This window comes from Nitratireductor basaltis, assembly GCF_000733725.1.
Lineage (GTDB): Bacteria > Pseudomonadota > Alphaproteobacteria > Rhizobiales > Rhizobiaceae > Chelativorans > Chelativorans basaltis.
Window position 1 is genome coordinate 833,908 of the sequence record NZ_JMQM01000001.1, and the last position, 22,045, is coordinate 855,952.

The window sequence follows — 22,045 nt, forward strand, 5'->3', positions numbered from 1 at the left end:
TTCTGCAAATATAGGCCTGATGTGTATCGGCTTGCTCTACCTGACTGCAGAGGTGCAGGGACAAGCGATGACACCCATGCGCGGCGAGATCACGAGCTATGCCGACGAGTTTGCTGTGCGCGTGGCGCCGCACAACCCCTATCGCCATCGCATCGAGGTGGCGATCAGGGTCTATGACGAAAAATTTCGCCCCATAAGGGCGAGGGTGTCGGACAGTCGTATCGGTCTGGCTGGGGGCGCTACCCGGAGAGTTCTGGTGATCGTCCCGTTCGAAGGTACCAGGAACCGGCGCGTGCGTATATGCGCCGAAAGCATTCCATATCCCAAGGCAACAACACGGATCAGGGCCCAGATATGCGGACGTTTCATGGCACGCAGGGTGCAATAGCTGCACTCATCATCATATCCGGTTTTGTTGCTCCATCTCAGGCGGAGCAGCAATATATTATCAACCAGAATCAGACAGGGATCACACTGCCCGGGGTCGTGGTACCCAATGGCTATGACGAGGTGCGCGCGGCGGACGGCACCTCATGCCGATCCTCCGTTGCCGCATCGGGCGCGTATGTAGATTCCGGCGTGATCGGGGGTGGGCTGGACGACAGCGGTAGCAACACGCTCTCTGCCTACGGGCGCGTGGTCGTTCCGCTCGGGCAGCGGCCGCGAAGGCTCAACTGCGACAAGCTGTACCAACTGGAACTGGAGCGTCTCCAGCTTGAGGTGAAAATGCTCAAACGCGGGCTGGATCCGAGGCTTGGAACAGCGGCGACGGACAATCCGGAATGGGCACAGGATGATGGCTGGACGAACGAGGGACGGAGATAGCCGACCTGCCGGAGGCTGGTCTTGCGAAGCCATGGGCACTGCGCTTACATGGCTGCCATGAGACAGATTCAGTTTTCCAGCGGCGCGGCTTCGACACCATCGCCCCGCACCTTGCATGCGGAGCTCTTGCGGCTTTGCGCGCGGATCGGCTATTCACCGCCGCACTCTTCTTGAACCAGCCTCGGCGCTTGCCGACTTGATTCAAGAGGAGATTCCAAGCCTATGACTTATCAGAACTTTTCCCTGAAGCAGCTTCAGGATATTGATGCCGCGCATCACCTTCATCCCTTTACCGATCACAAGGACCTGCGTGACGCGGGAACACGGATCGTCACGCATGCCAAGGGCGCCTTCGTCTATGACACCGAAGACAACGAGATCCTCGATGGCATGGCGGGCCTGTGGTGCGTGAATATCGGCTATGGCCGCGACGAGCTTGCCGAGGTCGCCTATGAGCAGATGAAGGAATTGCCTTACTACAATTCCTTCTTCCGCTGCTCCACGCCGGCGCCCGTACTGCTTGCTCAGAAGCTGGCCCAGCTTGCACCCGACAATGTGAACCAGGTCTTCTACGGTTCATCCGGGTCCGAGAGCAATGATACCGCGCTGCGCCTCGTACGCCACTACTGGGCGCTTGAGGGCAAGCCTGAAAAGAACGTGATCATTTCGCGCAAGCAGGCCTATCACGGTTCTACGGTCGCAGGCACGTCGCTTGGCGGCATGGAGGCCATGCATGGACAGCTTGGCGGTGCGGTGCCGAATATCGAGCATGTGATGCCGCCCTATGCCTTCGAGCTGAAAGAAGAGGGCGAGAGCGATCACGATTTCGGGGTCCGCGCGGCAAAGGCTGTCGAAGATGCCATTCTGGCGGCCGGGCCTGAGAAGGTTGCAGCATTCATCGGCGAACCGGTCATGGGGGCCGGTGGCGTGAAAATCCCGCCGGAAAGCTATTGGCCGGAGATCGACCGCATCTGCAAGAAATACGACGTTCTTCTCATGCTGGACGAGGTGATCACCGGCTATGGGCGCACCGGCGAGTGGTTCGCGGCGCAGCGGCTGGGCCTCAAGCCCGACACGATCACCACCGCGAAGGCTCTGACCTCGGGCTATCAGCCGCTTTCGGCACTTCTGGTCGGGGACCGCATTGCAAATACGCTTGTGGAAAAGGGTGGTGAATTCTTCCACGGATACACCTATTCCGGACATCCGGTGGCTTGTGCGGTGGCTCTGAAGAATATCGAGATCATCGAGAAGGAAGGTCTGGTCGAGCGGGTGCGCGAGGAAACCGGACCATATTTCGCGAATGCGCTTTCCGAGAAGATAGCGCCCCATGCACTTGTTGGAGAGGTCCGCAGCTTCGGGCTGATGGGCGCCATCGAGATCGTGAAGGACAAGGGCACGCGTGAGCGTTTTGCGGGTGGCGGTGCGGCAGGTGTCGCCGTGCGCGATGCTGCCATCTCGGAGAATCTGATGCTGCGCGCTGTTGGCGATACGATGATCCTGTCACCGCCGCTCATCTGGACGCGGGAGACCATCGACATGTGCTGCGAACGCATCTTGAAGGCGCTCGACAAGGCGCAGGAAAAGCTGAGCTAGGTCTTCGGGGAAGGGAGGGCGCGTTCACCGCGCTCTCCATCCGGAGAGACGCGGTAGTACGCAAAGAACTTTGTGGCCTGCCTACGATACTCAAACACTTGCAGAAGGCCCTGTCTCCGGTACGCGAGACCTTTTCCGGAGCGCTGGAGGCCGCAACAACCGCCTCGCAATCCGTTTTACGCGGACATCGTTACCGGGAGGTTAGCAAGTGCTTTCGCAATCCTTAACTGGCCGATTTTATTGCTCAATGCGCCGCGCTTGAAAGCAGAAAGCTTCTCCTACCGGTTGGTCTTGCCACGCAGAAATTCGATGATGCCGGAGAAGTCTTTTCCGCCATTCCCCAAGGCTTCAAACAGACTGTAAAGTTGTGCTGCTTCCGCTCCAAGCGGGGTTGCGGCGCCTGCCTCCTGAGCGGCCTGTTGGGCAAGGCGCAGATCCTTGAGCATCAGACTGGCGGCGAAACCCGGCTTGTAATCGCGATTTGCCGGGGAGTTGGGAACGGGGCCTGGCACCGGGCAATAGGTCGTCAACGACCAGCACTGTCCCGATGACGTCGAGGCAACGTCGAACAAAGCCTGGTGCGAGAGACCGAGCTTTTCGGCAAGCACAAATGCCTCGCCAACGCCGATCATCGAAATCCCCAGGATCATGTTGTTGCAGATCTTGGCCGCCTGACCGGCACCGGCATCGCCGCAGTGAACGATCTTTCCGGCCATGGGCTGAAGCAGTGGTTCTGCCTTCCCGAATGCATCGGTCGTTCCGCCGGCCATGAAGGTGAGTGTCCCGGCCTCTGCGCCACCCACGCCACCGGAGACCGGTGCATCTATGGAGAGGTGGCCGCTGGCCTCTGCCAATTCATGTGCCTTGCGCGCCGACTGGACATCGATCGTGGAGGAATCGATGAAGAGAGTTCCGACATCTGCCTTTTTGCTCAGTTCCTCGTAAACCGACAGCACATGCTTGCCAGCCGGCAGCATGGTTATGATGCAGGCGGCACCCTCGATGGCATCGGCAGCACTTGCCGCGGCCATCACGCCATTGGCTTCAGCACGCTTCAGATTCTCCGCCACCAGGTCAAATCCGCGGACTTCATGTCCCGCCTTGACGAGATTGGCCGCCATGGGTCCGCCCATATTGCCAAGGCCAATGAATGCGACAACCGTCATCGCCTGTTCCCCCTGTTTTTGTCGGTTCAGCGGCCGATCATGTGGCGCGCGATGATAACCCGCATTATCTCGTTCGTGCCTTCGAGGATCTGGTGGACACGCAGATCGCGCACCAGTTTCTCCATGCCGTATTCGTGCAAATAGCCGTAGCCGCCGTGAAGCTGCAGCGCATCATTGGCGATGTCGAAGCAGGTATCGGTGACGAAGCGCTTGGCCATTGCGGACCACTTGGAGGCGTCATGGGCCTTCGCATCCAGCCTGCTTGCGGCCGTGTAGAGCATCATCCGGCACGCATTGAGGTTGGTTTCCATGTCGGCCAACTTGAACTGGAGGCCCTGGAAGCGGTTTATCGGTTGGCCGAAAGCCTTGCGTTCGCCCGTATATTCCAGAGCCTTGTCGATTGCAGCTTGAGCGCCGCCGAGAGAGCAGGCGGCAATGTTGAGCCTACCACCGTCAAGACCGGCCATCGCGATGGAAAAGCCGCGCCCTTCGTCGGAAAGCAGGTTTTCCGCCGGAACGCGGCAGTCCTCGAAAATGACCTGACGGGTCGGCTGCATGTGCCAGCCCATCTTCTTTTCCGCAGGCCCGAAAGACAGGCCCGGTGCATCTTTTGGGATGATCAGGGTCGAAACGCCCTTGGGACCGTCTTCACCGGTCCTGACCATGGTGACATAGAGATCGGTCGAACCCGCGCCAGAAATGAACTGTTTCGAACCATTGAGCACATATTCATCGCCGTCGCGCACGGCGCGCGTGGAAAGCGCTGCGGCGTCGGAGCCTGAGCCTGGCTCCGTCAGACAGTAGCTTGCCAGCCATTCCATCGATGTCAGTTTCGGCAGGAAGCGCTGGCGCTGCTCCTCATTGCCAAAACTGTCGATCATCCATGCTGCCATGTTGTGGATGGAGATGAATGAGGAGAAGCCGGGGCAAGCGGCAGACAAGGCTTCGAAGATCAGCACGGCATCGAGCCGACCGAGAGCGGAGCCGCCAACATCATCGCGCACATAGATGCCCCCGAAGCCGAGCGGGCCCGTTTCCTTGATGACATCAATGGGAAAATGCGCCGTCTGGTCCCACTCCAGCGCGAAGGGTGCAACACGCTCGGCCGCAAAACTGCGGGTCATGTCCTGGATGGCACGCTGATCCGCGTTCAGCGCGAACTGTTCGCCCATGGCGTCCACGGCGGCATCCATCGCTACCTCCCGAAATAGATGGCTGTCGTGGAGGTCAGTCTATTCCTTTGGCGGTCGCGCGCAATGCGAGGGCTGACAAATGGGCTGTGCGGAAAACTGCAGCATTGACTGCTTGTTGTGCAGATATCAGCCTTCGCCGGTAAGGCGGCTCACGGCGAGCAGGATATATGCGGAAGTCATGATCCAGATTTCCGGAAATGGAATGATCGGGATCATGTCGAACGAGGCTCCAAGAGCAAAGCCCGCGATGACGAGGCTCATCAGAAAAAGCGTTTTCGCTGCGGTAAGGGCCATGTGATCCACTGGTGCTCGAACTGTCTTCGGGCACTGTGGAACCAACCGACTGTTATGCGCCAATAGGAGGCAGCGTCGCAGGCGACTAGTCGACGAGCAACTTCCCTGCGAGCGCCACACATACGGTCACAAGCAGCGGCTTGATGATGCGGGCTCCGTTGCGCATGGCAAGCCAGGCACCGCAGCGCGCGCCGAGGAATTGGCATGCGCCCATGAGCAGGCCGATTTTCCAGGCAACTGCACCCACAGCTACAAAAGCAGCAAAGCCGCCGACATTGGAGGCGAAATTGAGCAACTTCGTATGGGCCGTCGCCTTCAAAACGCCGTAGCCGGCAAAGGCAACGAACGAAAGCATGAAGAAGGAGCCCGTTCCAGGCCCAAAGGCGCCGTCATAGAAGCCGATCAGCGGGACGAGCGTGAAACCGAAGAGGGCAGGCGAGATGCGTCGCGCGCGATCGACGTCGTCCAGATTGGGTTTGAAGGCGAAGTAGAGCGCGATGAGAACGAGCAGGACGGGCAAGGCGGCGCGAAGCCATTCGCCAGGGATGATGGTGGCCAGAAGCGCACCGCCAATGGCGGCCAGAAATGACAACAGTGCCCAGGGCAATTGCGTCTTAAGTTCAACATGCCCCTTGGATGCGTAGGAGATAACAGAAGATCCGGAGCCGAAGATGCCCTGGAGCTTGTTGGTCCCCAGCGCCTCTACCGGAGTGTAGCCGGCAAGCATGAGCATAGGCACCGTGATGAGACCACCGCCACCAGCGATTGCATCGACGAAACCGGCAAAAAAGGCTGCCAAAGCAAGCAGCAGGACGGTTTCGGTGGCAATGTCAAACATTTGGCTATATTACCTGACCTAAAGTAGTGCGTTTGCATCACAACACGCCCTGAGTCGCAAGGCGCATCTGGCGTGGTGATCTTGAAGAGGGGCGCGTTCATGCCCGTGGAAACCGTTGTGGAAGAAAAGCCGCAGCCCATTCCTGCTGCTGCCGACCATGCCAGCGATGTCATGCTGCTCTTGCGTCTCGTCTTGAGCGAGGGGCCTGCTGACGGTCGTACCAGGCAGATGCTGGAAAATGTCGCCCGCGCTAGTTTCGAGATGGATGAGACGATGATCAGCAGTCTCATGCCGAAGCTGATGTCCTTCGGGTCGAGCGGGTCCTCGCGTGCTTCGGCTGCTCTCCAGGCTCAACCGCCAGAACATCGTGCCGGGCTTGCGGGCGTGGTTCTTGCTGCTGCAAAGCGTGAGCCGGGCCTGCGACCCCATCTGCCGCGCATGGCCAGCAGGCTTGCTGTTCTCCTGGATATAAGCGAAAGCGATTTTGCCGGGCCACGCGCCTGACTTCGATACGACAGTGCAGACGCATGCAGCTTCAGTGACGGGGCTGCATCAACCGCTGGCGGCGCGCCAGTGCCCGTTCCAGATCGGGTGCAGCCTCGACCAGTGCTTGCGCCGGTTCTGTCTGCGGGTCATCGAACACCGCACCCGTCTTCCCGCGTTCCACAATCCTGCCCTCATGCATGACCATGACCGTGTCGGTGAGAGCGCGTGCAACCGTCAGATCATGCGTGATGAACAGGCAGGCAAGACCCATGGTCGCGTTGAGTTCGGCGAACAGGTCGAGGATTTGAGCGCGAATAGAGACATCAAGTGCCGAGACAGGCTCGTCTGCGATGATGAGCTTCGGGCGCATGATGATCGCGCGCGCAATGGAAATGCGCTGGCGCTGGCCACCGGAAAATTCGTGCGGGTACCGGTCCATTGCCGAGCTGGGGAGGCCGACATTGTCGAGGGCTTCCGCCACGCGTTGGCGTCTCTCCTCACGTGACGGTTTCTCATCGGCGAGGTGCAGGGGTTCAGCAACCAACCGCTCTATCGTGTGACGCGGGTTGAACGAGCCGTAGGGATCCTGAAACACGACCTGCATGTTGCGCCGGGCTGCGCGAAGGTCAGCGTCATCCGCGTTTTCCAGCTGCTGGCCATTGAACAGGATAGAGCCGGAGGTCGGACGGTCGAGTGCCAGAACCATGCGCGCGAGCGTGGACTTCCCACAGCCGGAGCGTCCCACAAGGGCGGTCGTTTCGCCAGGCTTCAGTGAGAACGAAACGCCGTCAACAGCGCGGAATGATCCTGGCGGGGCGAAGATACTCCTGCGGCGCAGCCTGTAGTCCCGCACCACATTTTCCACATCGAGAAGCGGCGCTGAAGCACCCTTCGTTTCCATATGCCGTGCCTTGGCCGGCACATGTGTGGAAGCTTCCGCAAGCTGGCGCGTATAGGGATGTTGCTGCTCGAGCAGCGTTTTCGCAGTCTCGCCGGATTCCATCACTTCACCGTGGCGCATGATGGTGATGCGATCCGCCATCTGCGCCACCACCGCCAGATCGTGGCTGATAAGGAGGAGGCCCATTCTGTTTTCTTCGACCAGATCGCGCAGCAGGTCGAGGATCTGTGCCTGCAGAACCACGTCGAGCGCAGTGGTGGGCTCGTCAGCGATCAGAAGCTTCGGATTGAGAGCGCACGCGATGGCGATGACCACGCGTTGGCGCTGACCGCCGGACAATTCATGCGGATAGCGGGTGAGGGGGAACTTCGTCTCTGGCAGCCCTACACGCTCGAGCATCCTGCGTGCACGGATTTCCGCATCGGTGCGATTCGCGCCCGTGTGCCAGCGAATGCCCTCGGCCACCTGCTCGCCGATGGTCTTCACGGGATTGAGTGCGGTCATGGGCTCCTGGAAGACCATGCCGAGATCATCACCGCGCAGTCGGCACATGGCTGCTTCGGGCGCGTTCAGGATGTCGATTCCGTCGAATTCCAGGCGTCCGGCGGCTTTCGAGCGTGCGGGCAGCAACTGCATCAAGGTCAGCGCCGTCATGGACTTGCCCGATCCCGATTCGCCGACAAGGCCCAGCACCTCGCCCTGTTCGAGATGCAGATCGATGTCCTTCAGTATTGGCGTACTGCCGATTGAAAGTGACAGGTTTTCGATCTCGAGAAGGCTCATCGCTCCCGCCTCACCCTTGGATCGAGCACGTCGCGCAGGCCGTCGCCGAGCAGGTTGAGGCCGAGCACGGTGATGACGATGGCGAGCCCTGGGAAGAGCGCCAGATGCGGAGCCACGACCAGACGGGTCTGTGCATCGAACAACATGCGGCCCCAGGACGGCATTGGTGGCTGGGCTCCAAGGCCGAGATATGACAGACCCGCCTCCGCAAGAATGCCCAGCGCGAACTGTATGGTGCCCTGAACCAGAAGAACGGACGCAATGTTTGGCAGAATGTGTTCGGTCGAAATCAGGAATTTGCCCTTGCCCGACGCACGTGCTGCGAGGATGTATTCACGCGGCCAGATGGCCAGCGCACCTGCTCGCGCAACACGTGCGAACACAGGAATGTTGAAGATGCCGATCGCTATGATGGCGTTGATGGCGCCGGGACCGAAGATGGCCGTGATCATGATTGCCGAGAGCAGGGCAGGGAAGGCGAAGACCAGGTCGTTGAGCCGCATCAGCGCTTCATCTGCCCAGCCGCGTTGTGCTGCCGCCCAGGCGCCAAGCGGCACACCGATGCCCGCTCCGATGCCGACCGCCACGAATGCCACTGCGATGGAATTGCGGGCGCCAACCATGATCATCGAGAGAATGTCGCGGCCCAGATGATCGGTGCCAAAGGGATGTTCCAGCGAAAGGCCTTTCAGGCGCTGTGCCACCTCAAGCCTGGTAATGTCATAGGGTGTCCAGAACAGGGATATCAGTGCCATCAGCGCGATAACGGCAGTGATCGTCAGTCCAATGAGGAAGGAGCGGTTGGTAAGGGCCTGACGCAATATATGCCGCTCGCCGGACGCTTCGAAGACGGGATCTATGCTCAACGGGACGTCCTCAGTCGTGGATCGGCTGCGGCGTAGAGGAGATCCACGAGCAGATTGACGAGTATGACCGCGGCGACGAGCAGCATGACGACGCCTTCCACCACGATCAGATCGCGCTGGCTGATGGCTTGAAAGACGAGGCGACCGAGGCCTGGAAGGTAGAAGACATTCTCGATGATGATCGTGCCGGCCAGCAGAAACGCGAATTGCAGACCAAGAATTGTCAAAACGGGGATGAGGGCGTTTTGCAATGCGTGCTTCCAGAGAACGGTCCTGCGAGGCAGTCCCTTGGCGCGAGCGGTGCGAATATAATCTTCGCCGAGCACTTCAAGCATGGCCGAACGTGTGACGCGCGCGAGGATTGCAGCCTGGGGGAGAGCCAGCGAGACTGCCGGCAGAAGAAGTGCCTTCATGGCCTGCCAGCCGCTGTCCCATCCGGGAAAGCCCCCGGCTGGTACCAGCCGAAGACCGACCGCGAAGACGTAGACCAGCAGCAGGGCGAACCAGAAATTGGGTATGGCCACGCCGATCTGCGCCAATCCCATCGAAACCGTATCCGCCGCCTGGCCGCGCCGGGAAGCGGCGAAGACGCCGACCGGAATGGCGATCAGGGTGGAGAGAGCGAGCGCCAGAAGCGCCAGCGGCAGGGATACTTCCAGACGTTCCGCAATCAGTTCGCTGACAGGTGTGGAATAGGTGTATGAGCGGCCAAGGTCACCCACTGCCATTCCGGAAATCCAGTCGAAATAGCGCGTCACGAGCGGCTGGTTGAGACCCATCTCATCTCGCAAGGCTGCAAGGGCCTCAGGCGAAGCGTTCATGCCGAGCATGATGCGCGCCGGATCACCGGGCAGTATCTCCAGCACCGCGAAAACAACAAGGGATGCCACAATCAATGTGGCAAACCCTGTCAGTGCGCGCTTTGCGATATAGGCACTCAACGCTTCGGGCTACCCGTCAATCTTCCCAGGAAACGCCGGTCACATCATTTGCCTGGATGGGCTGGTTCTCCCACATGCCGTTGAGCTTGGCATCCCAGACGCCAGTCTTCGGCAGCTGGAAGAGAAAGCCATTGACGGCATCATCGGCAATGATGCGCTGGGCCTGGGCGTAGAGTTCCTTGCGCTTTTCAGGATCTGCCGTCTGATCAAGTTCTTCAATCACAGCATCGAATGCTTCGTTGTCATAGGCAAAATAGTAGTCGTCGCGCGCATAGATGTTGATGTCGTTCGGCTCGGTGTGGGAGACGATCGTCAAATCGTAGTCCTTGTTTGTGAAGACCTGCTCCAACCACTGCGCCCACTCGACCGGGATGATCTCCAGGTCGATGCCGATCTCGCGCAGCTGCGACGCGATGATCTCGCCCCCCTGGCGGGCATAGGCGGGTGGTGGAAGCTTGAGCGTGGCCTTGAAGCCGTCCTCATAGCCTGCTTCGGCCAGAAGTTCTTTGGCCTTTTCGGTGTCATGGGGGTAGAGGTCGGTCAGGTCCACAAAGGCGTCGTTGGCCGGCGAGAAATGGCTGCCGATCGGAACGCCGTTGCCGGAAGACGCTCCCAGAATGATCTCGTCGCGATTGAGCGCGTGCGAAATTGCCTGTCTGACCTTCAGATTGCTGAAGGGCTCCTTGCCATTGTTCATGGCGAGGATCGTTTCTCCCTCGGTTGCACCGATCACGACCTCGAAGCGCGGATCGGCCTGGATCTGACCCAAAGCGTCTCCGACCTGAGCATTGGGGAAGGCGTGCACATCGCCGGACAGGAGGGCCGGCACAGCGGCTGCCGCGTCCGGGATGAAACGGAACTCGACCTCTTCGAGAGCGACATCATCGCCCCAATAGTCATCAAATCGGGTGAGGGTGACCGAGGAGCCCTTGGCCCAGTTCCCGAACTTGAAGGGGCCTGTTCCGATTGGCTTCTCCTTGTTGGTCTCAGCCGATTCGGGTGCGACGATCACGGCATCACCCCATCCCATATTGTAGAGGAAGGAGCCCTGGGGGTGTTTGAGATTGACCGTGACGGTGGCCGGGTCGATGGTTTCAATGGACTGGATAGCCTCGAACAGCCCCTTTTGCGCATTGGTGGAGCTTTCGGCCATTGCGCGTTCCAGGCTGAACTTCACATCTTCGGCATCAAGCTGGGTGCCGTCGTGGAACTTCACGTTTTCGCGCAGCTTGAAGGTGTAGCTCTTGCCGTCTCCGGATACGGTCCAGTTCGCCGCCAGCGCCGGCTGTACTTCGCCGTTCGGGCCTATGCGGGTCAGCCCTTCGAAAAGATTTGCGTAGACGATCTCATCGATGGCAGCGGCCGCACCGGCCGTGGGGTCAAGATGAGGCGGTTCAAGCACCACGCCAACGACGAGATCCGTGCGCGCGCTCATGGCCGCATTCATGCTCACTGCCAGAACGGCAGCAGCACCCATCAGTTTTGCGATCAGTTTCACCGCGTTACCTCCCCGAATTCCTATCGTCTGAGTGGAACCTCATATCGGCGGTATAGAAACCCGAAATCCCTCAGGAGTAAATCGCTTGTGATGCCTCTACAGGAAAGATTGTGAGCCGCATCCAGCGTTATTTGCGTGGCTGTTTCAGCAGCGCGTCAATGCTCATGGCCATGACCTTTGCGGACTCCATCATGTCTTCTATGCCAACCCACTCGTCCGGACGATGGGCGAGATCGAGGATGCCGGGACCATATGCCACGCAGTCGTGCAGATGGCCGAGGCGCGAGATGTGCTTCTGGTCGTAGGTGCCGGGGGAGATGACGAATTCCGGATCCTTGCCGAAGACCTCACGGATCGCGTCCGCAATGGCCGTCGGTACGGGCGCATCCTTGTCGGTCATGAGGGGGAGAACTTCCATCAGGTCGCGCATCGCATAACGGAAATTCGGCCTGTCACGCTTGAGTCGCTCGAGAATCGATACGACCTCTTCCTTCACTTCGGAGATATCTTCCTCGAGCAGGAAGCGGCGGTCGATGATCAGGCGGCAACTGTCGGCCACATTGGGGGAGGGCAGCCCTGGCTGAAAATCCTCGGTCTGGCCACCATGCACCGAATTCAGGTTGAGCGTGGAGCGGCGCGCGCCTTCCGGGACAACCGGCATACGGGTCTGTTTGCGATCAAGGGCGGGAAAAAGCTCCTTCTCAAGTTCTGCCAGGAACGCTCCCATGTGACGGATCGCGGAATCGCCGAGAAAGGGCATGGCTCCATGGGCGATGGAGCCTTCCGTCTCGATCTCCGCCCACCAGACACCGCGGTGACCAAGGCAGATGCGGTCCTTGTTCAGCGGCTCGGGAATGATGACGTGGTCCACGCGTGGCCTGGAGAAATAGCCTTTGCCAGCCAGATAGGCGACGCCTCCATAGCCGCCCGATTCCTCGTCAACCGTGCCAGAGACCTCGATCGCCCCATGGAAATCGGGATTGGCTGCGATATAGGCTTCGGCTGCAATGATCGAAGCTGCCAGTCCGCCTTTCATGTCGCAGGCCCCGCGGCCATAGACGCGGTCGTCTTTCACCACGCCCTCGAAAGGGTCCATGGTCCAGCCTTCGCCGGCTTCCACCACATCGATGTGTGAGTTGAAGTGAATGGTCGGACCGGGACCCTTGCCTTCATATCGCGCGACCACATTGGTGCGAGGATAGCGGTCGCTGTCGCCGGGGGTGCCTTCCCCGCGCACATATTCGACCTCGAAGCCTGCAGCACCAAGCCGTTTTCCGATATATTCGGCACAGGGCGTGTAGGCTTCGCCGGGAGGGTTGATGGTGGGGAACCGGATCAGATCCACGGTCAGTGCGATCAGGTCCTGGCGGCGTTCGTCAATTGCGGCTGTGATCTTGTCTTTCATGTCGGCAATTGAGCCGCGCGGGTGCTTCGCATGCAAGGTCTGACTGGGACATAAGACTGGGCCAGTTGAGAGAATTTCATTCTGTCACATTGCCGTGAAATGCACGAGACGATGGTGAAAACACTGTCGTATGCGGCGTTTTCGCGCTTAAGATGAAAAATGCTGAGGGGAAATCAGCTTCATCGGGAAGCGTATAAGGAGGGGGCTCCATGAAAACGCTCATCAGATTCGTGCTGGCCTGCAGCCTGGTTCTGGCGGCCAGTGCAATGCCGGCATTTGCCCATGGCAGCAGTCTGGTCGCGAAGGTCAGTCTGTCACGCCAGACCATGACCGTGACCTATCGGGGCAAGGTGCTGCATCGCTGGAAGGTATCGACGGCGCGCAAAGGCTATGTCACGCCAAGAGGAACATGGCGGCCCAAGCGGATGCACCGCATGTGGTACTCGCGAAAATATGACATGTCACCGATGCCCTATGCGATCTTCTATCATGGCGGCTATGCCGTTCACGGGACGAACGCAGTCAGCCGGTTGGGGCGTCCGGCCTCACATGGTTGCGTGAGATTGCACACGGCCAATGCGGCGCGTCTCTATTCACTGGTGAAGCAGGTGGGAGCCGGCAACACGCGGATCGTCGTGACGCGGTAGGGCTAGCGGATCTGCCAGCGTTTGTGGAACCACATCCACTGACCGGGATCCTCGCGCACCCAGCGTTCCACGGTGTCGTTCAGCATCTGTGCCATGGCGGGTACGTCGACTTCGCCATCGGTCAGATGCGGCAGTCTTAGGCGTTCCTCGATCTCCAGCCGGTAGCGCCCGTCTGGCAAGCGGATGCAGCGGGCCGGATATACGTCGCACTCATATTGGCGGGCAAGTTTCGGTACGAGCGGGCTTGTCTGGCAGGGGCGGCCGAAAAAGGTCGTGGGTACACCGCGCATAAATTTCTGATCGACCAGCGCACCGACATTGCCACCTTTCTCGAGTACGCGGGCAAGCTGGAGAGCTGCACCGGCACGAGAGGCCAGCAGACCGCCCATGGAGGAACTGCGGGTCTTGTAGATGTAATCCGCGATATAGGGATTGTTCGGCGGACGGAAGAGCGCAGTCAGACTGAGGCCGAATGTAGATGCGGCAATTGGCAGGAACTCGAAATTGCCCAGATGCGCGGTGAAGAATATATGCGGGCCACCTTCGGTGCGGATGCGCTCGAAGATTTCTGCGCCCTCGACCTCCACCCGCCCGGTTGCCGCTGCATCCGGATCGTAGTCGAAGAGACGGTCCAGATAGATATATTCCACCGCCAGGCGTGCCATGTTCGCCCACATATCCGAGGCGATGGCCTCGATCTCTTCGTCCGACTTTTCCGGATAGGCGGCACGGAGATTTGATGTTGCGACGCGGTGGCGGCCGAACAGGGGGCCGAGCCTGCGTGCAACGCGCTCGGCGAAATTCATCGCACTTTCCATGGGGAGGAGGCGCAACAGGAACAGCGCGGTGAGCGCGAAGCGGGCGGTGACCCAGTATTCCGCCTGCTTCAGCCCGCGCAACAGTTTTGCAATGAAAGGTTTCATCTTATTCGGGAAGGCGCAGGATGATCTTGCCGAAGACGTCGCGGCCTTCCATGCGGACAAGCGCCTTGTCGATTTCCTCGAAGCCGACTTCCGTATCAATAACCGGCTGGACCAGGCCTGCCGCCATCTTCTGCATGGCGTCTGCCATGTTTTCCATACGACATCCGAAGGAGCCGAACAGCTTCAGCTGCTGCTGGAAAAGTTGCATCAGGTTCATGCTGGTCGACACGCCGGAGGTGGATCCGCAGGTGACCAGGCGTCCGCCGCGCTTGAGGCTAAGCATGGAGCCGGCCCAGGTGTCAGCGCCGACATGCTCGAAAACCACGTCCACGCCGCGCTTTTTCGTGATTTTGCGCACGGCACCTTCGAAACGGTCCTCGCGGTAATTGATCACATGGTCGGCACCCAGCGCCTTGGCCTTCTCGATCTTGGCGTCGGAACCGACGGTCGTGATGACCGTGCAGCCCATGCGCTTTGCCAGCTGGATGGCTGCGGAGCCGATACCGGAGCCGCCTGCATGGACGAGGATCGTCTCGCCGGGTTCAAGCTTGGCGTTGTCGAACAGCATATGCTCGACCGTGCCAAAGGTAACGGGTGCGACCGCTGCTCCGATTTCGTCCACTCCGGGAGGAGCGGGAACGAGGAGGCGCGCCGGCAGGTTGATTTTCTCCTGCGCAAATCCGTCCAGATGGAAGCCGTGAACGCCGCCCACATGCTCACAGAGATTGTCTCGGCCTTCGCGGCAGGGGCGGCATAGGCCGCAAGTGCGCGCGCCGTATATGGAAACGAGCTGACCGGGTTGCAGGCCGACAACGCCGGTGCCGACCGCATCAACAACGCCAGAGGCTTCCGCGCCGACCGTCAGCGGCAATTTCCGCTTGGCGAAAGCCATGCCGCGCCAGCCCCAAACGTCAATGTGGTTCAGGGCCACGGCCTTGATGCGCAGGGTGACTTCACCATGCGCTGGAGCTGGGGGCGGTGGCACATCGGTGATTTCGAGCTTGCGGTCGGCGACGAGTTGTAATGCACGCATGAAGCTTTTTCTTTTCCCGATAGAGCGTGAAGCTCAGCCCGCTTCGCGAGCCATGACAAGGCAGGTGTTCTGGCCACCGAAACCGAAGGAATTGGAAAGCACCGTCGCGACATCCGCCTTGCGGCTTTCGTTTGGAACGACATCCAACTCGATCGCGGGGTCCGGCGTTTCGTAGTTGATGGTGGGGGGAATGATGCCTTCGCGCATGGTGAGGATCGAGAAGACAGCCTCGATGGCACCTGCTGCCGAGAGCGTGTGGCCGATCATCGACTTGTTTGACGAGACGGGGATCGACTTGATGTCTTCACCGAAGACGGTGGAAAGCGAGAGATACTCCATCTTCTCGTTTTCCTGCGTGGAGGTGCCGTGGGCGTTGATATATTCGATCTCGCCGGTATCCATGCCCGCATCCGCCAGAGCCGCGCGAACGGCAGCAATTGCCGGCGAGCCGTCCGGCTTGGAGCGGGTGCGATGGAAGTCGTCCGCCTTCTCGCCGCAGCCACGCATGACGGCAAGCACCTCGGCGCCACGTGCGAGTGCGCTTTCGAGCGACTCCAGAACCAGCGCGCCAGATCCTTCGGCCAGTACGAAGCCGCTGCGGTCCTTTGAGAATGGCTTGGAGGCCTTCTCCGGCACGTCGTTTTGCGTCGTGAGTGCGGAGAGAAGCGAGAAGCGGATAAGAGCCTCTGCCGTTGCCGAACCGTCGGCCCCGATGGCCAGCGCGCGGTCGCATTCGCCGCGGCGAATGGCTTCGGTACCCAACTGGATCGCGGTCGCGCCGGAAGCGCAAGCCGTAGACAATGTCACCGGCAATCCGCTGGTGCCGAACTTGTCTGCAAGCTGGTCGGCAATTGACGAGAATTGGGTCTCGTCGAACAGACCGTTTTTCCTGGCCTCGCGTGCGGCTTCGATCAGGCTTCGCCAGTCACCGCCACGTTTCGAACCTGCGTAGAGATCCAGGCGGTGTTTCCAATCAAGTTCGACGGGAGGGGCTGCAAGAAAGAGCGGGCCGCCGAAATCATCTGCCGGCAGACCGGCTTGCGCCACGGCTTCTTCGGCAGCACTGTCTGCGAGAGCGTGGGTGAGGCGGCTTGGGCCGAGTGTGCTTTCAGGCAGAAAATCGACCATGCCCGAGATGCGTGTCGCCAGATGATCGGTTGGGAAACGCGTAATTTCGTGAATGCCGGACTTTCCGCTGGTCAGGGCAGCCCAATTGTCCATCTTGCCCCGGCCGAGCGAGGTGACCACACCCATTCCGGTGACGGCTACGAGCGGGCGGCCCAGATGATCTGTTGTCTTCATGAACGCTACTCCGTTCAAGCCTGCTCGAGGAGCGCCATGCCCTCGAAGCGGTGATAGCCGATCGCAGTGGCCAGAACATGCGAGGGTTCTGCCGATGCCGCCGCTTCTCCGTGGTCGGGAGCGAACGGCGAGGGGGTCGCCTTGCGATGCAGTGACATTGCGCCGAGCGCGACGGCAAAGGGGAATTGCGCTTCCTTCAGGTGACCGCTGAGGCTGCTCATGCCTCGCAATGGAGCATCGAGCTTGTCCAGGGCGTCACGCTCGGCCCGGGTGGCAGCATGGGCACCAGAAGCACCCGATAGGATCAGATCCGGGGCGCTGTCACCCAATGCTTTTTCTGCAAGGCCCGAAAGCTTTTCGGCGAAGCTGGAATCGCGGCGGTTGCGTCCGGAAACGACGCGGGAAATCCTGGCATATGCCTGCCTGCCGCGCCTTTCGGCATGCTCGCGCGATTCGAGTACGAGAAATGCAGCGCCTGAACCCGTGACGATGCCGCCTCCATGGGCCTCGTCACGCGCCCATACCGGGCTCCAACCGTCATGCTGAAGATAATTGCCAAGCTCGTAGGCCAGAAGCATGTCCGGGTGTTCGGTCTGGAATGCGGCGCCAACCAGCAGGTGGCTCGACTGGCCGGATGCTATTCGTGCGGCGGCGGTCTCCACCGCGGAAACACCTGCACCTTCCTCACCCATGAAGGTGCGCGATGAACCGGTGACCTTGTGAACTATGGAGATATTGCCGGCGAGCAGGTTGGAGAGCTGGGCCAAAAAGAGGGTCGGGCGCAGTTCGGTTGTCAGCTTCTCGTTGAGCAGGACTTCCCGGTCGTTGCGTTCCAGTGATGCATCAAGAATAGCCTGATCGACTTCCAGATCGCGCTCACCGCCGCCGGCAGCGACGACCATATCCATGGATGAGACGAGGGCCTCGTCGCCCTTCATGCCGGAATCATCCAGCGCAAGTCCAGCCGCATAGGTACCAAGGCGCTGCCAGGTTTCCATCTGCCGCTGATCGCCACGCTTGGGGATTTGCTGCGACCAGTCGATCTCCGGCAGTGGATGGACCGTGTAGGGGGAGAAGGTTTGCGAATCGGTTTTCGCCAGCGGCTTTGCCTCGCTGACCGCATTCCAGTGGTCATCCACACCAAGTCCAAGAGAGGAAACGATCCCTATCCCGGTGATGACCACATCATTGCCGCTCATGCAGAATTCTCCGTCCTCGGCAGCCCAGCCCTTCAGGCAGCCTTGGCTGCAACCAGTTCGTCGATCTTGGCGCAAAGGTTCTTCATCACGAAATATTCTTCGGTGGAAACCTTGCCGTCATTGACTTCCTGGGTCCACTTCTCAAGCGGAACCTTGATGCCGAATTCCTTGTCGATGGCAAAGACGATGTCCAGGAAGTCGAGGCTATCGATGCCGAGATCGTCGATCGTGTGGCTTTCCGGCGTGATGGTATCGCGGTCGATCTCGCTGGTTTCAGCAATGATGTCGGCTACTTTGTCGAACGTGGTGGTCACTGTGCGTCCCCAAACAAGAGGCTACTGAATTAATAAGGGTGAAGGGGGCTCTGTAATCGGTTTTTCGTGGCAGGAAAAGGGCTCGTGGCCACGCGTCAGTTGAACCTTATCCGCGCGGCAACCGATAATTGCTCTGCGCCGCGGGACAGGATCAGCGCTTCACCGTCACGCACGCGCGCGCCCGTCAGTGCCTGGATGACCTGTTCCTGGGTGATGAGAAAGAGATTTCCCGAACCTGAATATGCGTCGATCCTCTCCTTGATTGCGGCGACGTTCTCTTCAGCAGCCGCACTTTCGGGTTCAGAATTGTTCAGGGCCGGCCAAATTTCGATATCCTCATCTCCGAAGGCCAGGAAACCGGTGTCCCTCGAGCGGCAGTGACTGCTTGTCACCACCTCTTCCACCGGGGCCGCGCGTGCGAAGATCAGCGCGCCGATGCGCTTTGCCTGCTGGCGACCGCGTGCGGAAAGGTTTCGCTGGGTCGAGCAGACCTCGATGTCGAAATTGGCGGGTTCCGAAGTGCCGTTGGTGGCTGCGCTGTTCAGGAGGACGACCTGGCCGCCATCGCGCAGCAAGGCCCAGCCGGCTTCGGTTGCCATGACCGGGTGAACGGTCAGAAGGAGAGCGAATAAGGCAATGAGACGGTACATGGCATGTCCTTGTGCAGCAGGACATTCATATAGGTAAGGCTGGCTTAACGAAACAGTCGCTTTAGCCGCAACCGTGGCTTGCCGGTCTTGCGAAGTGAACATATGCAGGCAGACATGTCCTCTCTCGTCGAAACAATCGGATATGTCTTTGGTCTTGTCGCGCTCGGTTATCTGACCGGCTGGCTTCGCCTGTTGCGTGACGATGCCGGCGAGGTGATGACGAGCTTCGCAGTCACGATTGCAGTGCCGCTTCTCCTGTTTCGCACCATGTCCAATGCGCAGTTCGGAGAGGGGCTGCCATGGGGGCTGTGGATTACCTACTTCACGGCCATCGCCATCACCTGGACGGTTTCTCAGCTATCGCTCGTCCACATCTTCAAGCGTGACGGACGCGCAGGCGTCGTTGCCGGATTGGCCGGCAGCTTCTCGAATCTCGTGCTGCTCGGCATCCCCTTCATGCTGGGTGTGCACGGTCAGGCGGCTTTCGAGCAGCTCTCACTCATCGTGACGATCCATCTGCCGATCATGACCGGCGTTTCCATCCTTCTCTACAACCTGCTCGATCCGCAGAAAAAGGGCTCGTTCTCGCTGCTGTCCGTGTTGAAGGGGCTCTTGCAGCGTATGCTGACCAACCCGCTTATCATAGGTATCCTGGGTGGATTGATCTGGCGTGCCGGCGGGCTGGAGCTGCCTTCTCTGGCCGAAAGGCTGGTGGATTCGCTGGCGAATGTGGCGGGGCCCGTCGCACTGTTTGCCATGGGTCTCGGGCTGCGCAGCTACGGTATCAAGGGGGATGTACGCCCAGCCATCCTGATCGCGTTCTACAAGCAGATGCTTATGCCCGCGATTGCGCTGGGACTTGCCATCGCCCTCGACCTTTCGACGATCACCGCCATAGCCGTGGTGACGGCAGCATCGTTCCCTTGCGGTGTTAATCCCTATCTCATCGCATCGCAGTTCGGCACTGGCCAGCGGCTGGCGTCCAACGCCATGACCATCGGAACCGCACTGGCTTTCCTCACCACGGCTTTCTGGATTGCCGTTACGGCGTCTGTCTTCAGCTAGCCCCTTGCCGGTTTCCGCTGGGGTGCTAGCTTTGAGCGTCGGTACCGAAGATGCTTGCAGCCCGGCTGCCGGCTGGAATGCTGCAGAAGGCAGCCGAGGAGGATTTCATGCTTCAGAAAACGAGCCACTTCCTGCGGGAAGCCAATTACATAGATGGCGCCTGGGTCTCTGCTGACAGTGAGGCGGTGATCGATGTCACAAATCCGGCCAACGGTCAGCGTTTGGGCGGCGTGCCCAAATCCGGTCGGGCGGAGACAAAGCGGGCGATTGACGCTGCACAGAAGGCTTTTCAAACCTTCAGCAAGACGACCGCCAACGAACGTGCGCAGATACTTCGGCGCCTGCATGATCTGATCCTGGAGAATCAGGATGCCCTGGCAGAACTTCTGGTTCTGGAACAGGGAAAGCCATTGGCGGAAGCCAAGGGTGAAGTCGGCATGTCAGCGGCCTATGTGCTTTGGTTCGCAGAAGAGGGGCGGCGCATTTACGGCGACACCGTGCCTTCTCCCTGGGCCGACCGGCGCATCTTGGTCACAAAGGAACCGGTGGGCGTGATCGGCGCCATCACACCATGGAATTTCCCTTCTTCCATGCTGGCGCGAAAGATCGGCCCGGCCATTGCCGCTGGCTGTACCGTTGTCGCCAAACCTGCTTCACAGACACCATATTCGGGCCTCGCCTGGGGTGTCCTCGCCGAGGAAGCGGGCATTCCCGCCGGCGTGGTCAATATCATTACGGGTTCGGCCTCGGAAATCGGCAATGAGCTTTGCGAGAACCCGCTGGTGCGCAAGATCACCTTCACGGGTTCGACGGATGTCGGCAAGATCATGATCAAGAAGTGCGCCGACACCGTCAAGAAGGTCTCCATGGAGCTTGGCGGCAATGCTCCATTCATCGTTTTCGATGACGCCGACCTGGATCGTGCGGTCGAGGGCGCGATCGCCGCCAAATATCGCAATTCCGGTCAGACCTGTGTGTGCACGAACCGCTTTTTCGTGCAGGCGGGCATCTATGACCGTTTTGTCGAACGGATGGTTGAAGAAACAAAACGTCTGAAGGTCGGATCGGGCCTGGAGGAGGGGACGCAGCAAGGGCCGCTGATCGACGGCGATGCCGTGGAGAAAGTCGAAGCCTTCATCAAGGACGCAACCTCAAAGGGCGGCAAGGTGGAAGCCGGCGGCAAGCGGCACGAATTGGGCGGTTCGTTTTTCGAACCGACGGTCATATCGCAGGCAACGCCCGACATGGACTTCATGCAGGACGAGATTTTCGGACCTGTCGCCCCGATCTTCCGGTTCGACACGGAAGAAGAGGGGGTTGCGATGGCCAATGACACTGCGTTCGGTCTCGCCTGTTATTTCTATACCAGCGATCTGGGACGCAGTTTTCGCGTCATGGAAGGCCTTAAATATGGGCTGGTCGGGGTGAATGAGGGAATCATCACCACCGTTGAAGCCCCGTTCGGCGGCTTGAAGGAATCCGGCCTTGGCAAGGAAGGCGGGCATCAGGGCATCGAGGACTATCTCGACACCAAATATGTCTGCATCGGCGGGCTCGGCCTGTAGCCAACAAGCCAGCGCCGCCGTCTGCAGGCGGCGCTGCTCATTGTGTTCCTAGCGATCCTTGACCGTCTCCATTGCCACGAATGTGGAGGTGTGGGAGACATGAGGGAGCGTCGAGATGCGCTCGCCCAGAATGCGGCGATAGCTTGAGATGTCGCGGGTGCGAACCTTGAGCAGATAGTCGAAATTTGCCGCGATCATATGGCACTGGTCGATTTCCGGAATTTCCATGATCGCCTTGTTGAACTCGGCCAGCGCGACCGATCGCGTATCTGACAAGGTCACCTGCACAAAGGCGATATGACCTTCGCCCATGCGTTCACGGTCGATGATGGCAGTATAACCGCGGATGAAGCCTTCCTTTTCGAGCCGGCGCAGCCGCGCCTGAACGGGCGTTTTCGAAAGCCCGACCTGTTTTGCCAGGCTGCTGACCGAGAGCCGCCCGTCTTTGGAGAGGGCATCGACGATATTCTGGTCGATTCGGTCCAATTGGGTTGTGGGCATATGAAAACGTCTCCCAATCCGTTCATTGGCGGGCTGAAATATAGATCAAAACGA

General features: G+C 59.7%; 23 protein-coding genes. 7 read left to right on the forward strand and 16 right to left on the reverse strand.

All coding sequences use genetic code 11. From position 1 onward, the window contains the following. The first annotated feature begins 67 nt into the window (after positions 1 to 67). The 3 genes from EL18_RS03950 to EL18_RS03960 all read left to right on the forward strand — a co-directional run bounded on the left by EL18_RS03950 (position 68) and on the right by EL18_RS03960 (position 2,421). Positions 68 to 388, forward strand: coding sequence for a hypothetical protein (locus EL18_RS03950; RefSeq protein WP_341872053.1), 321 nt, complete (start codon positions 68 to 70; stop codon positions 386 to 388). Beyond that, positions 355 to 825: a hypothetical protein gene (locus tag EL18_RS03955; RefSeq protein ID WP_036479992.1), complete on the forward strand. Its 471-nt coding sequence runs from the start codon at positions 355 to 357 to the stop codon at positions 823 to 825. Before EL18_RS03950 ends, EL18_RS03955 begins: the two co-directional genes overlap by 34 nt. A gap of 222 nt (positions 826 to 1,047) precedes the next feature. Beyond that, positions 1,048 to 2,421, forward strand: a complete 1,374-nt coding sequence (locus tag EL18_RS03960; RefSeq protein WP_036479994.1) for an aspartate aminotransferase family protein — start codon at positions 1,048 to 1,050, stop codon at positions 2,419 to 2,421. Between the two features lie 278 nt (positions 2,422 to 2,699). Here the strand turns inward: EL18_RS03960 and mmsB are convergent, their stop codons facing one another. From mmsB to EL18_RS03975, 4 genes are all read right to left on the reverse strand, one after another. Then, positions 2,700 to 3,587, reverse strand: coding sequence for a 3-hydroxyisobutyrate dehydrogenase (gene mmsB / locus EL18_RS03965; RefSeq protein ID WP_036479996.1), 888 nt, complete (start codon positions 3,585 to 3,587; stop codon positions 2,700 to 2,702). Between the two features lie 26 nt (positions 3,588 to 3,613). Continuing rightward, complete coding sequence (locus tag EL18_RS03970) at positions 3,614 to 4,780, reverse strand: isobutyryl-CoA dehydrogenase (RefSeq protein ID WP_036479998.1); 1,167 nt, start codon at positions 4,778 to 4,780, stop codon at positions 3,614 to 3,616. Between the two features lie 126 nt (positions 4,781 to 4,906). Further along, positions 4,907 to 5,074, reverse strand: coding sequence for a hypothetical protein (locus EL18_RS18050; RefSeq protein ID WP_200875498.1), 168 nt, complete (start codon positions 5,072 to 5,074; stop codon positions 4,907 to 4,909). A gap of 85 nt (positions 5,075 to 5,159) precedes the next feature. Next, complete coding sequence (locus tag EL18_RS03975) at positions 5,160 to 5,912, reverse strand: TSUP family transporter (protein WP_036480000.1); 753 nt, start codon at positions 5,910 to 5,912, stop codon at positions 5,160 to 5,162. A 99-nt stretch (positions 5,913 to 6,011) separates the two neighbouring features. Here EL18_RS03975 and EL18_RS03980 point away from each other — a divergent pair, with 99 nt between their 5' ends. Beyond that, entirely contained in the window at positions 6,012 to 6,416 is a 405-nt protein-coding gene (locus EL18_RS03980) for a hypothetical protein (RefSeq protein WP_036480002.1), read from the forward strand. Positions 6,417 to 6,447: 31 nt separating this feature from the next. Here EL18_RS03980 and EL18_RS03985 read toward each other — a convergent pair whose 3' ends face one another. The 5 genes from EL18_RS03985 to EL18_RS04005 form a co-directional block, all read right to left on the reverse strand. Then, positions 6,448 to 8,082 (reverse strand): ABC transporter ATP-binding protein, encoded by a 1,635-nt coding sequence (locus EL18_RS03985; protein ID WP_036480004.1) that lies wholly within the window; start codon positions 8,080 to 8,082, stop codon positions 6,448 to 6,450. Then, the gene (locus EL18_RS03990; RefSeq protein ID WP_036480006.1) at positions 8,079 to 8,948 is read right to left on the reverse strand and encodes an ABC transporter permease; all 870 of its coding nucleotides are present in this window, start codon (positions 8,946 to 8,948) and stop codon (positions 8,079 to 8,081) included. Before EL18_RS03990 ends, EL18_RS03985 begins: the two co-directional genes overlap by 4 nt. Then, positions 8,945 to 9,889, reverse strand: a complete 945-nt coding sequence (locus tag EL18_RS03995; RefSeq protein WP_036480009.1) for an ABC transporter permease — start codon at positions 9,887 to 9,889, stop codon at positions 8,945 to 8,947. The genes EL18_RS03990 and EL18_RS03995 overlap by 4 nt, the downstream gene beginning before the upstream one ends. Before the next feature lie 16 nt (positions 9,890 to 9,905). Continuing rightward, positions 9,906 to 11,366, reverse strand: a complete 1,461-nt coding sequence (locus EL18_RS04000) for an ABC transporter substrate-binding protein (protein ID WP_425277146.1) — start codon at positions 11,364 to 11,366, stop codon at positions 9,906 to 9,908. Positions 11,367 to 11,514: 148 nt separating this feature from the next. Further along, positions 11,515 to 12,792 (reverse strand): acetylornithine deacetylase/succinyl-diaminopimelate desuccinylase family protein, encoded by a 1,278-nt coding sequence (locus EL18_RS04005; RefSeq protein WP_036483940.1) that lies wholly within the window; start codon positions 12,790 to 12,792, stop codon positions 11,515 to 11,517. 266 nt (positions 12,793 to 13,058) lie between these two features. Here EL18_RS04005 and EL18_RS04010 point away from each other — a divergent pair, with 266 nt between their 5' ends. Further along, entirely contained in the window at positions 13,059 to 13,439 is a 381-nt protein-coding gene (locus tag EL18_RS04010) for a L,D-transpeptidase (RefSeq protein WP_244444574.1), read from the forward strand. 2 nt (positions 13,440 to 13,441) lie between these two features. Here the strand turns inward: EL18_RS04010 and EL18_RS04015 are convergent, their stop codons facing one another. The 6 genes from EL18_RS04015 to EL18_RS04040 form a co-directional block, all read right to left on the reverse strand. Next, entirely contained in the window at positions 13,442 to 14,362 is a 921-nt protein-coding gene (locus tag EL18_RS04015; RefSeq protein WP_036480015.1) for a lipid A biosynthesis lauroyl acyltransferase, read from the reverse strand. 1 nt (position 14,363) lies between these two features. Beyond that, complete coding sequence (locus tag EL18_RS04020; protein ID WP_036480017.1) at positions 14,364 to 15,395, reverse strand: zinc-binding dehydrogenase; 1,032 nt, start codon at positions 15,393 to 15,395, stop codon at positions 14,364 to 14,366. Positions 15,396 to 15,428: 33 nt separating this feature from the next. Then, the gene (locus tag EL18_RS04025; RefSeq protein ID WP_036480019.1) at positions 15,429 to 16,697 is read right to left on the reverse strand and encodes a beta-ketoacyl-ACP synthase; all 1,269 of its coding nucleotides are present in this window, start codon (positions 16,695 to 16,697) and stop codon (positions 15,429 to 15,431) included. 14 nt (positions 16,698 to 16,711) lie between these two features. Further along, a complete protein-coding gene (locus EL18_RS04030; RefSeq protein ID WP_036480022.1) occupies positions 16,712 to 17,896 on the reverse strand; it encodes a beta-ketoacyl-ACP synthase in 1,185 nt (394 codons plus the stop codon). Between the two features lie 32 nt (positions 17,897 to 17,928). Then, entirely contained in the window at positions 17,929 to 18,210 is a 282-nt protein-coding gene (locus tag EL18_RS04035) for an acyl carrier protein (protein ID WP_036480024.1), read from the reverse strand. A 95-nt stretch (positions 18,211 to 18,305) separates the two neighbouring features. Beyond that, positions 18,306 to 18,860, reverse strand: a complete 555-nt coding sequence (locus tag EL18_RS04040) for a histidine phosphatase family protein (protein ID WP_036480026.1) — start codon at positions 18,858 to 18,860, stop codon at positions 18,306 to 18,308. Between the two features lie 114 nt (positions 18,861 to 18,974). Between EL18_RS04040 and EL18_RS04045 the strand changes: the two genes are divergently transcribed. Together EL18_RS04045 and EL18_RS04050 are read left to right on the forward strand one after the other, a co-directional pair. Continuing rightward, positions 18,975 to 19,925: an AEC family transporter gene (locus tag EL18_RS04045; RefSeq protein ID WP_036483942.1), complete on the forward strand. Its 951-nt coding sequence runs from the start codon at positions 18,975 to 18,977 to the stop codon at positions 19,923 to 19,925. Between the two features lie 107 nt (positions 19,926 to 20,032). Beyond that, positions 20,033 to 21,490: an NAD-dependent succinate-semialdehyde dehydrogenase gene (locus tag EL18_RS04050; RefSeq protein WP_036483943.1), complete on the forward strand. Its 1,458-nt coding sequence runs from the start codon at positions 20,033 to 20,035 to the stop codon at positions 21,488 to 21,490. Between the two features lie 48 nt (positions 21,491 to 21,538). Here EL18_RS04050 and EL18_RS04055 read toward each other — a convergent pair whose 3' ends face one another. Next, positions 21,539 to 21,991: an Lrp/AsnC family transcriptional regulator gene (locus EL18_RS04055; protein ID WP_036480029.1), complete on the reverse strand. Its 453-nt coding sequence runs from the start codon at positions 21,989 to 21,991 to the stop codon at positions 21,539 to 21,541. Positions 21,992 to 22,045: the final 54 nt, after the last annotated feature.

Coding starts and splice junctions, on each gene's coding strand:
- EL18_RS03950 (WP_341872053.1), top strand. CDS start 68: ATGACACCCATGCGCGGCGAGATCACGAGCTATGCCGACGAGTTTGCT.
- EL18_RS03955 (WP_036479992.1), top strand. CDS start 355: ATGCGGACGTTTCATGGCACGCAGGGTGCAATAGCTGCACTCATCATC.
- EL18_RS03960 (WP_036479994.1), top strand. CDS start 1,048: ATGACTTATCAGAACTTTTCCCTGAAGCAGCTTCAGGATATTGATGCC.
- mmsB (WP_036479996.1), bottom strand. CDS start 3,587: ATGACGGTTGTCGCATTCATTGGCCTTGGCAATATGGGCGGACCCATG.
- EL18_RS03970 (WP_036479998.1), bottom strand. CDS start 4,780: ATGGATGCCGCCGTGGACGCCATGGGCGAACAGTTCGCGCTGAACGCG.
- EL18_RS18050 (WP_200875498.1), bottom strand. CDS start 5,074: ATGGCCCTTACCGCAGCGAAAACGCTTTTTCTGATGAGCCTCGTCATC.
- EL18_RS03975 (WP_036480000.1), bottom strand. CDS start 5,912: ATGTTTGACATTGCCACCGAAACCGTCCTGCTGCTTGCTTTGGCAGCC.
- EL18_RS03980 (WP_036480002.1), top strand. CDS start 6,012: ATGCCCGTGGAAACCGTTGTGGAAGAAAAGCCGCAGCCCATTCCTGCT.
- EL18_RS03985 (WP_036480004.1), bottom strand. CDS start 8,082: ATGAGCCTTCTCGAGATCGAAAACCTGTCACTTTCAATCGGCAGTACG.
- EL18_RS04000 (WP_425277146.1), bottom strand. CDS start 11,366: ATGGGTGCTGCTGCCGTTCTGGCAGTGAGCATGAATGCGGCCATGAGC.
- EL18_RS04005 (WP_036483940.1), bottom strand. CDS start 12,792: ATGAAAGACAAGATCACAGCCGCAATTGACGAACGCCGCCAGGACCTG.
- EL18_RS04010 (WP_244444574.1), top strand. CDS start 13,059: ATGCCGGCATTTGCCCATGGCAGCAGTCTGGTCGCGAAGGTCAGTCTG.
- EL18_RS04015 (WP_036480015.1), bottom strand. CDS start 14,362: ATGAAACCTTTCATTGCAAAACTGTTGCGCGGGCTGAAGCAGGCGGAA.
- EL18_RS04020 (WP_036480017.1), bottom strand. CDS start 15,395: ATGCGTGCATTACAACTCGTCGCCGACCGCAAGCTCGAAATCACCGAT.
- EL18_RS04025 (WP_036480019.1), bottom strand. CDS start 16,697: ATGAAGACAACAGATCATCTGGGCCGCCCGCTCGTAGCCGTCACCGGA.
- EL18_RS04030 (WP_036480022.1), bottom strand. CDS start 17,896: ATGAGCGGCAATGATGTGGTCATCACCGGGATAGGGATCGTTTCCTCT.
- EL18_RS04040 (WP_036480026.1), bottom strand. CDS start 18,860: ATGTACCGTCTCATTGCCTTATTCGCTCTCCTTCTGACCGTTCACCCG.
- EL18_RS04045 (WP_036483942.1), top strand. CDS start 18,975: ATGTCCTCTCTCGTCGAAACAATCGGATATGTCTTTGGTCTTGTCGCG.
- EL18_RS04050 (WP_036483943.1), top strand. CDS start 20,033: ATGCTTCAGAAAACGAGCCACTTCCTGCGGGAAGCCAATTACATAGAT.
- EL18_RS04055 (WP_036480029.1), bottom strand. CDS start 21,991: ATGCCCACAACCCAATTGGACCGAATCGACCAGAATATCGTCGATGCC.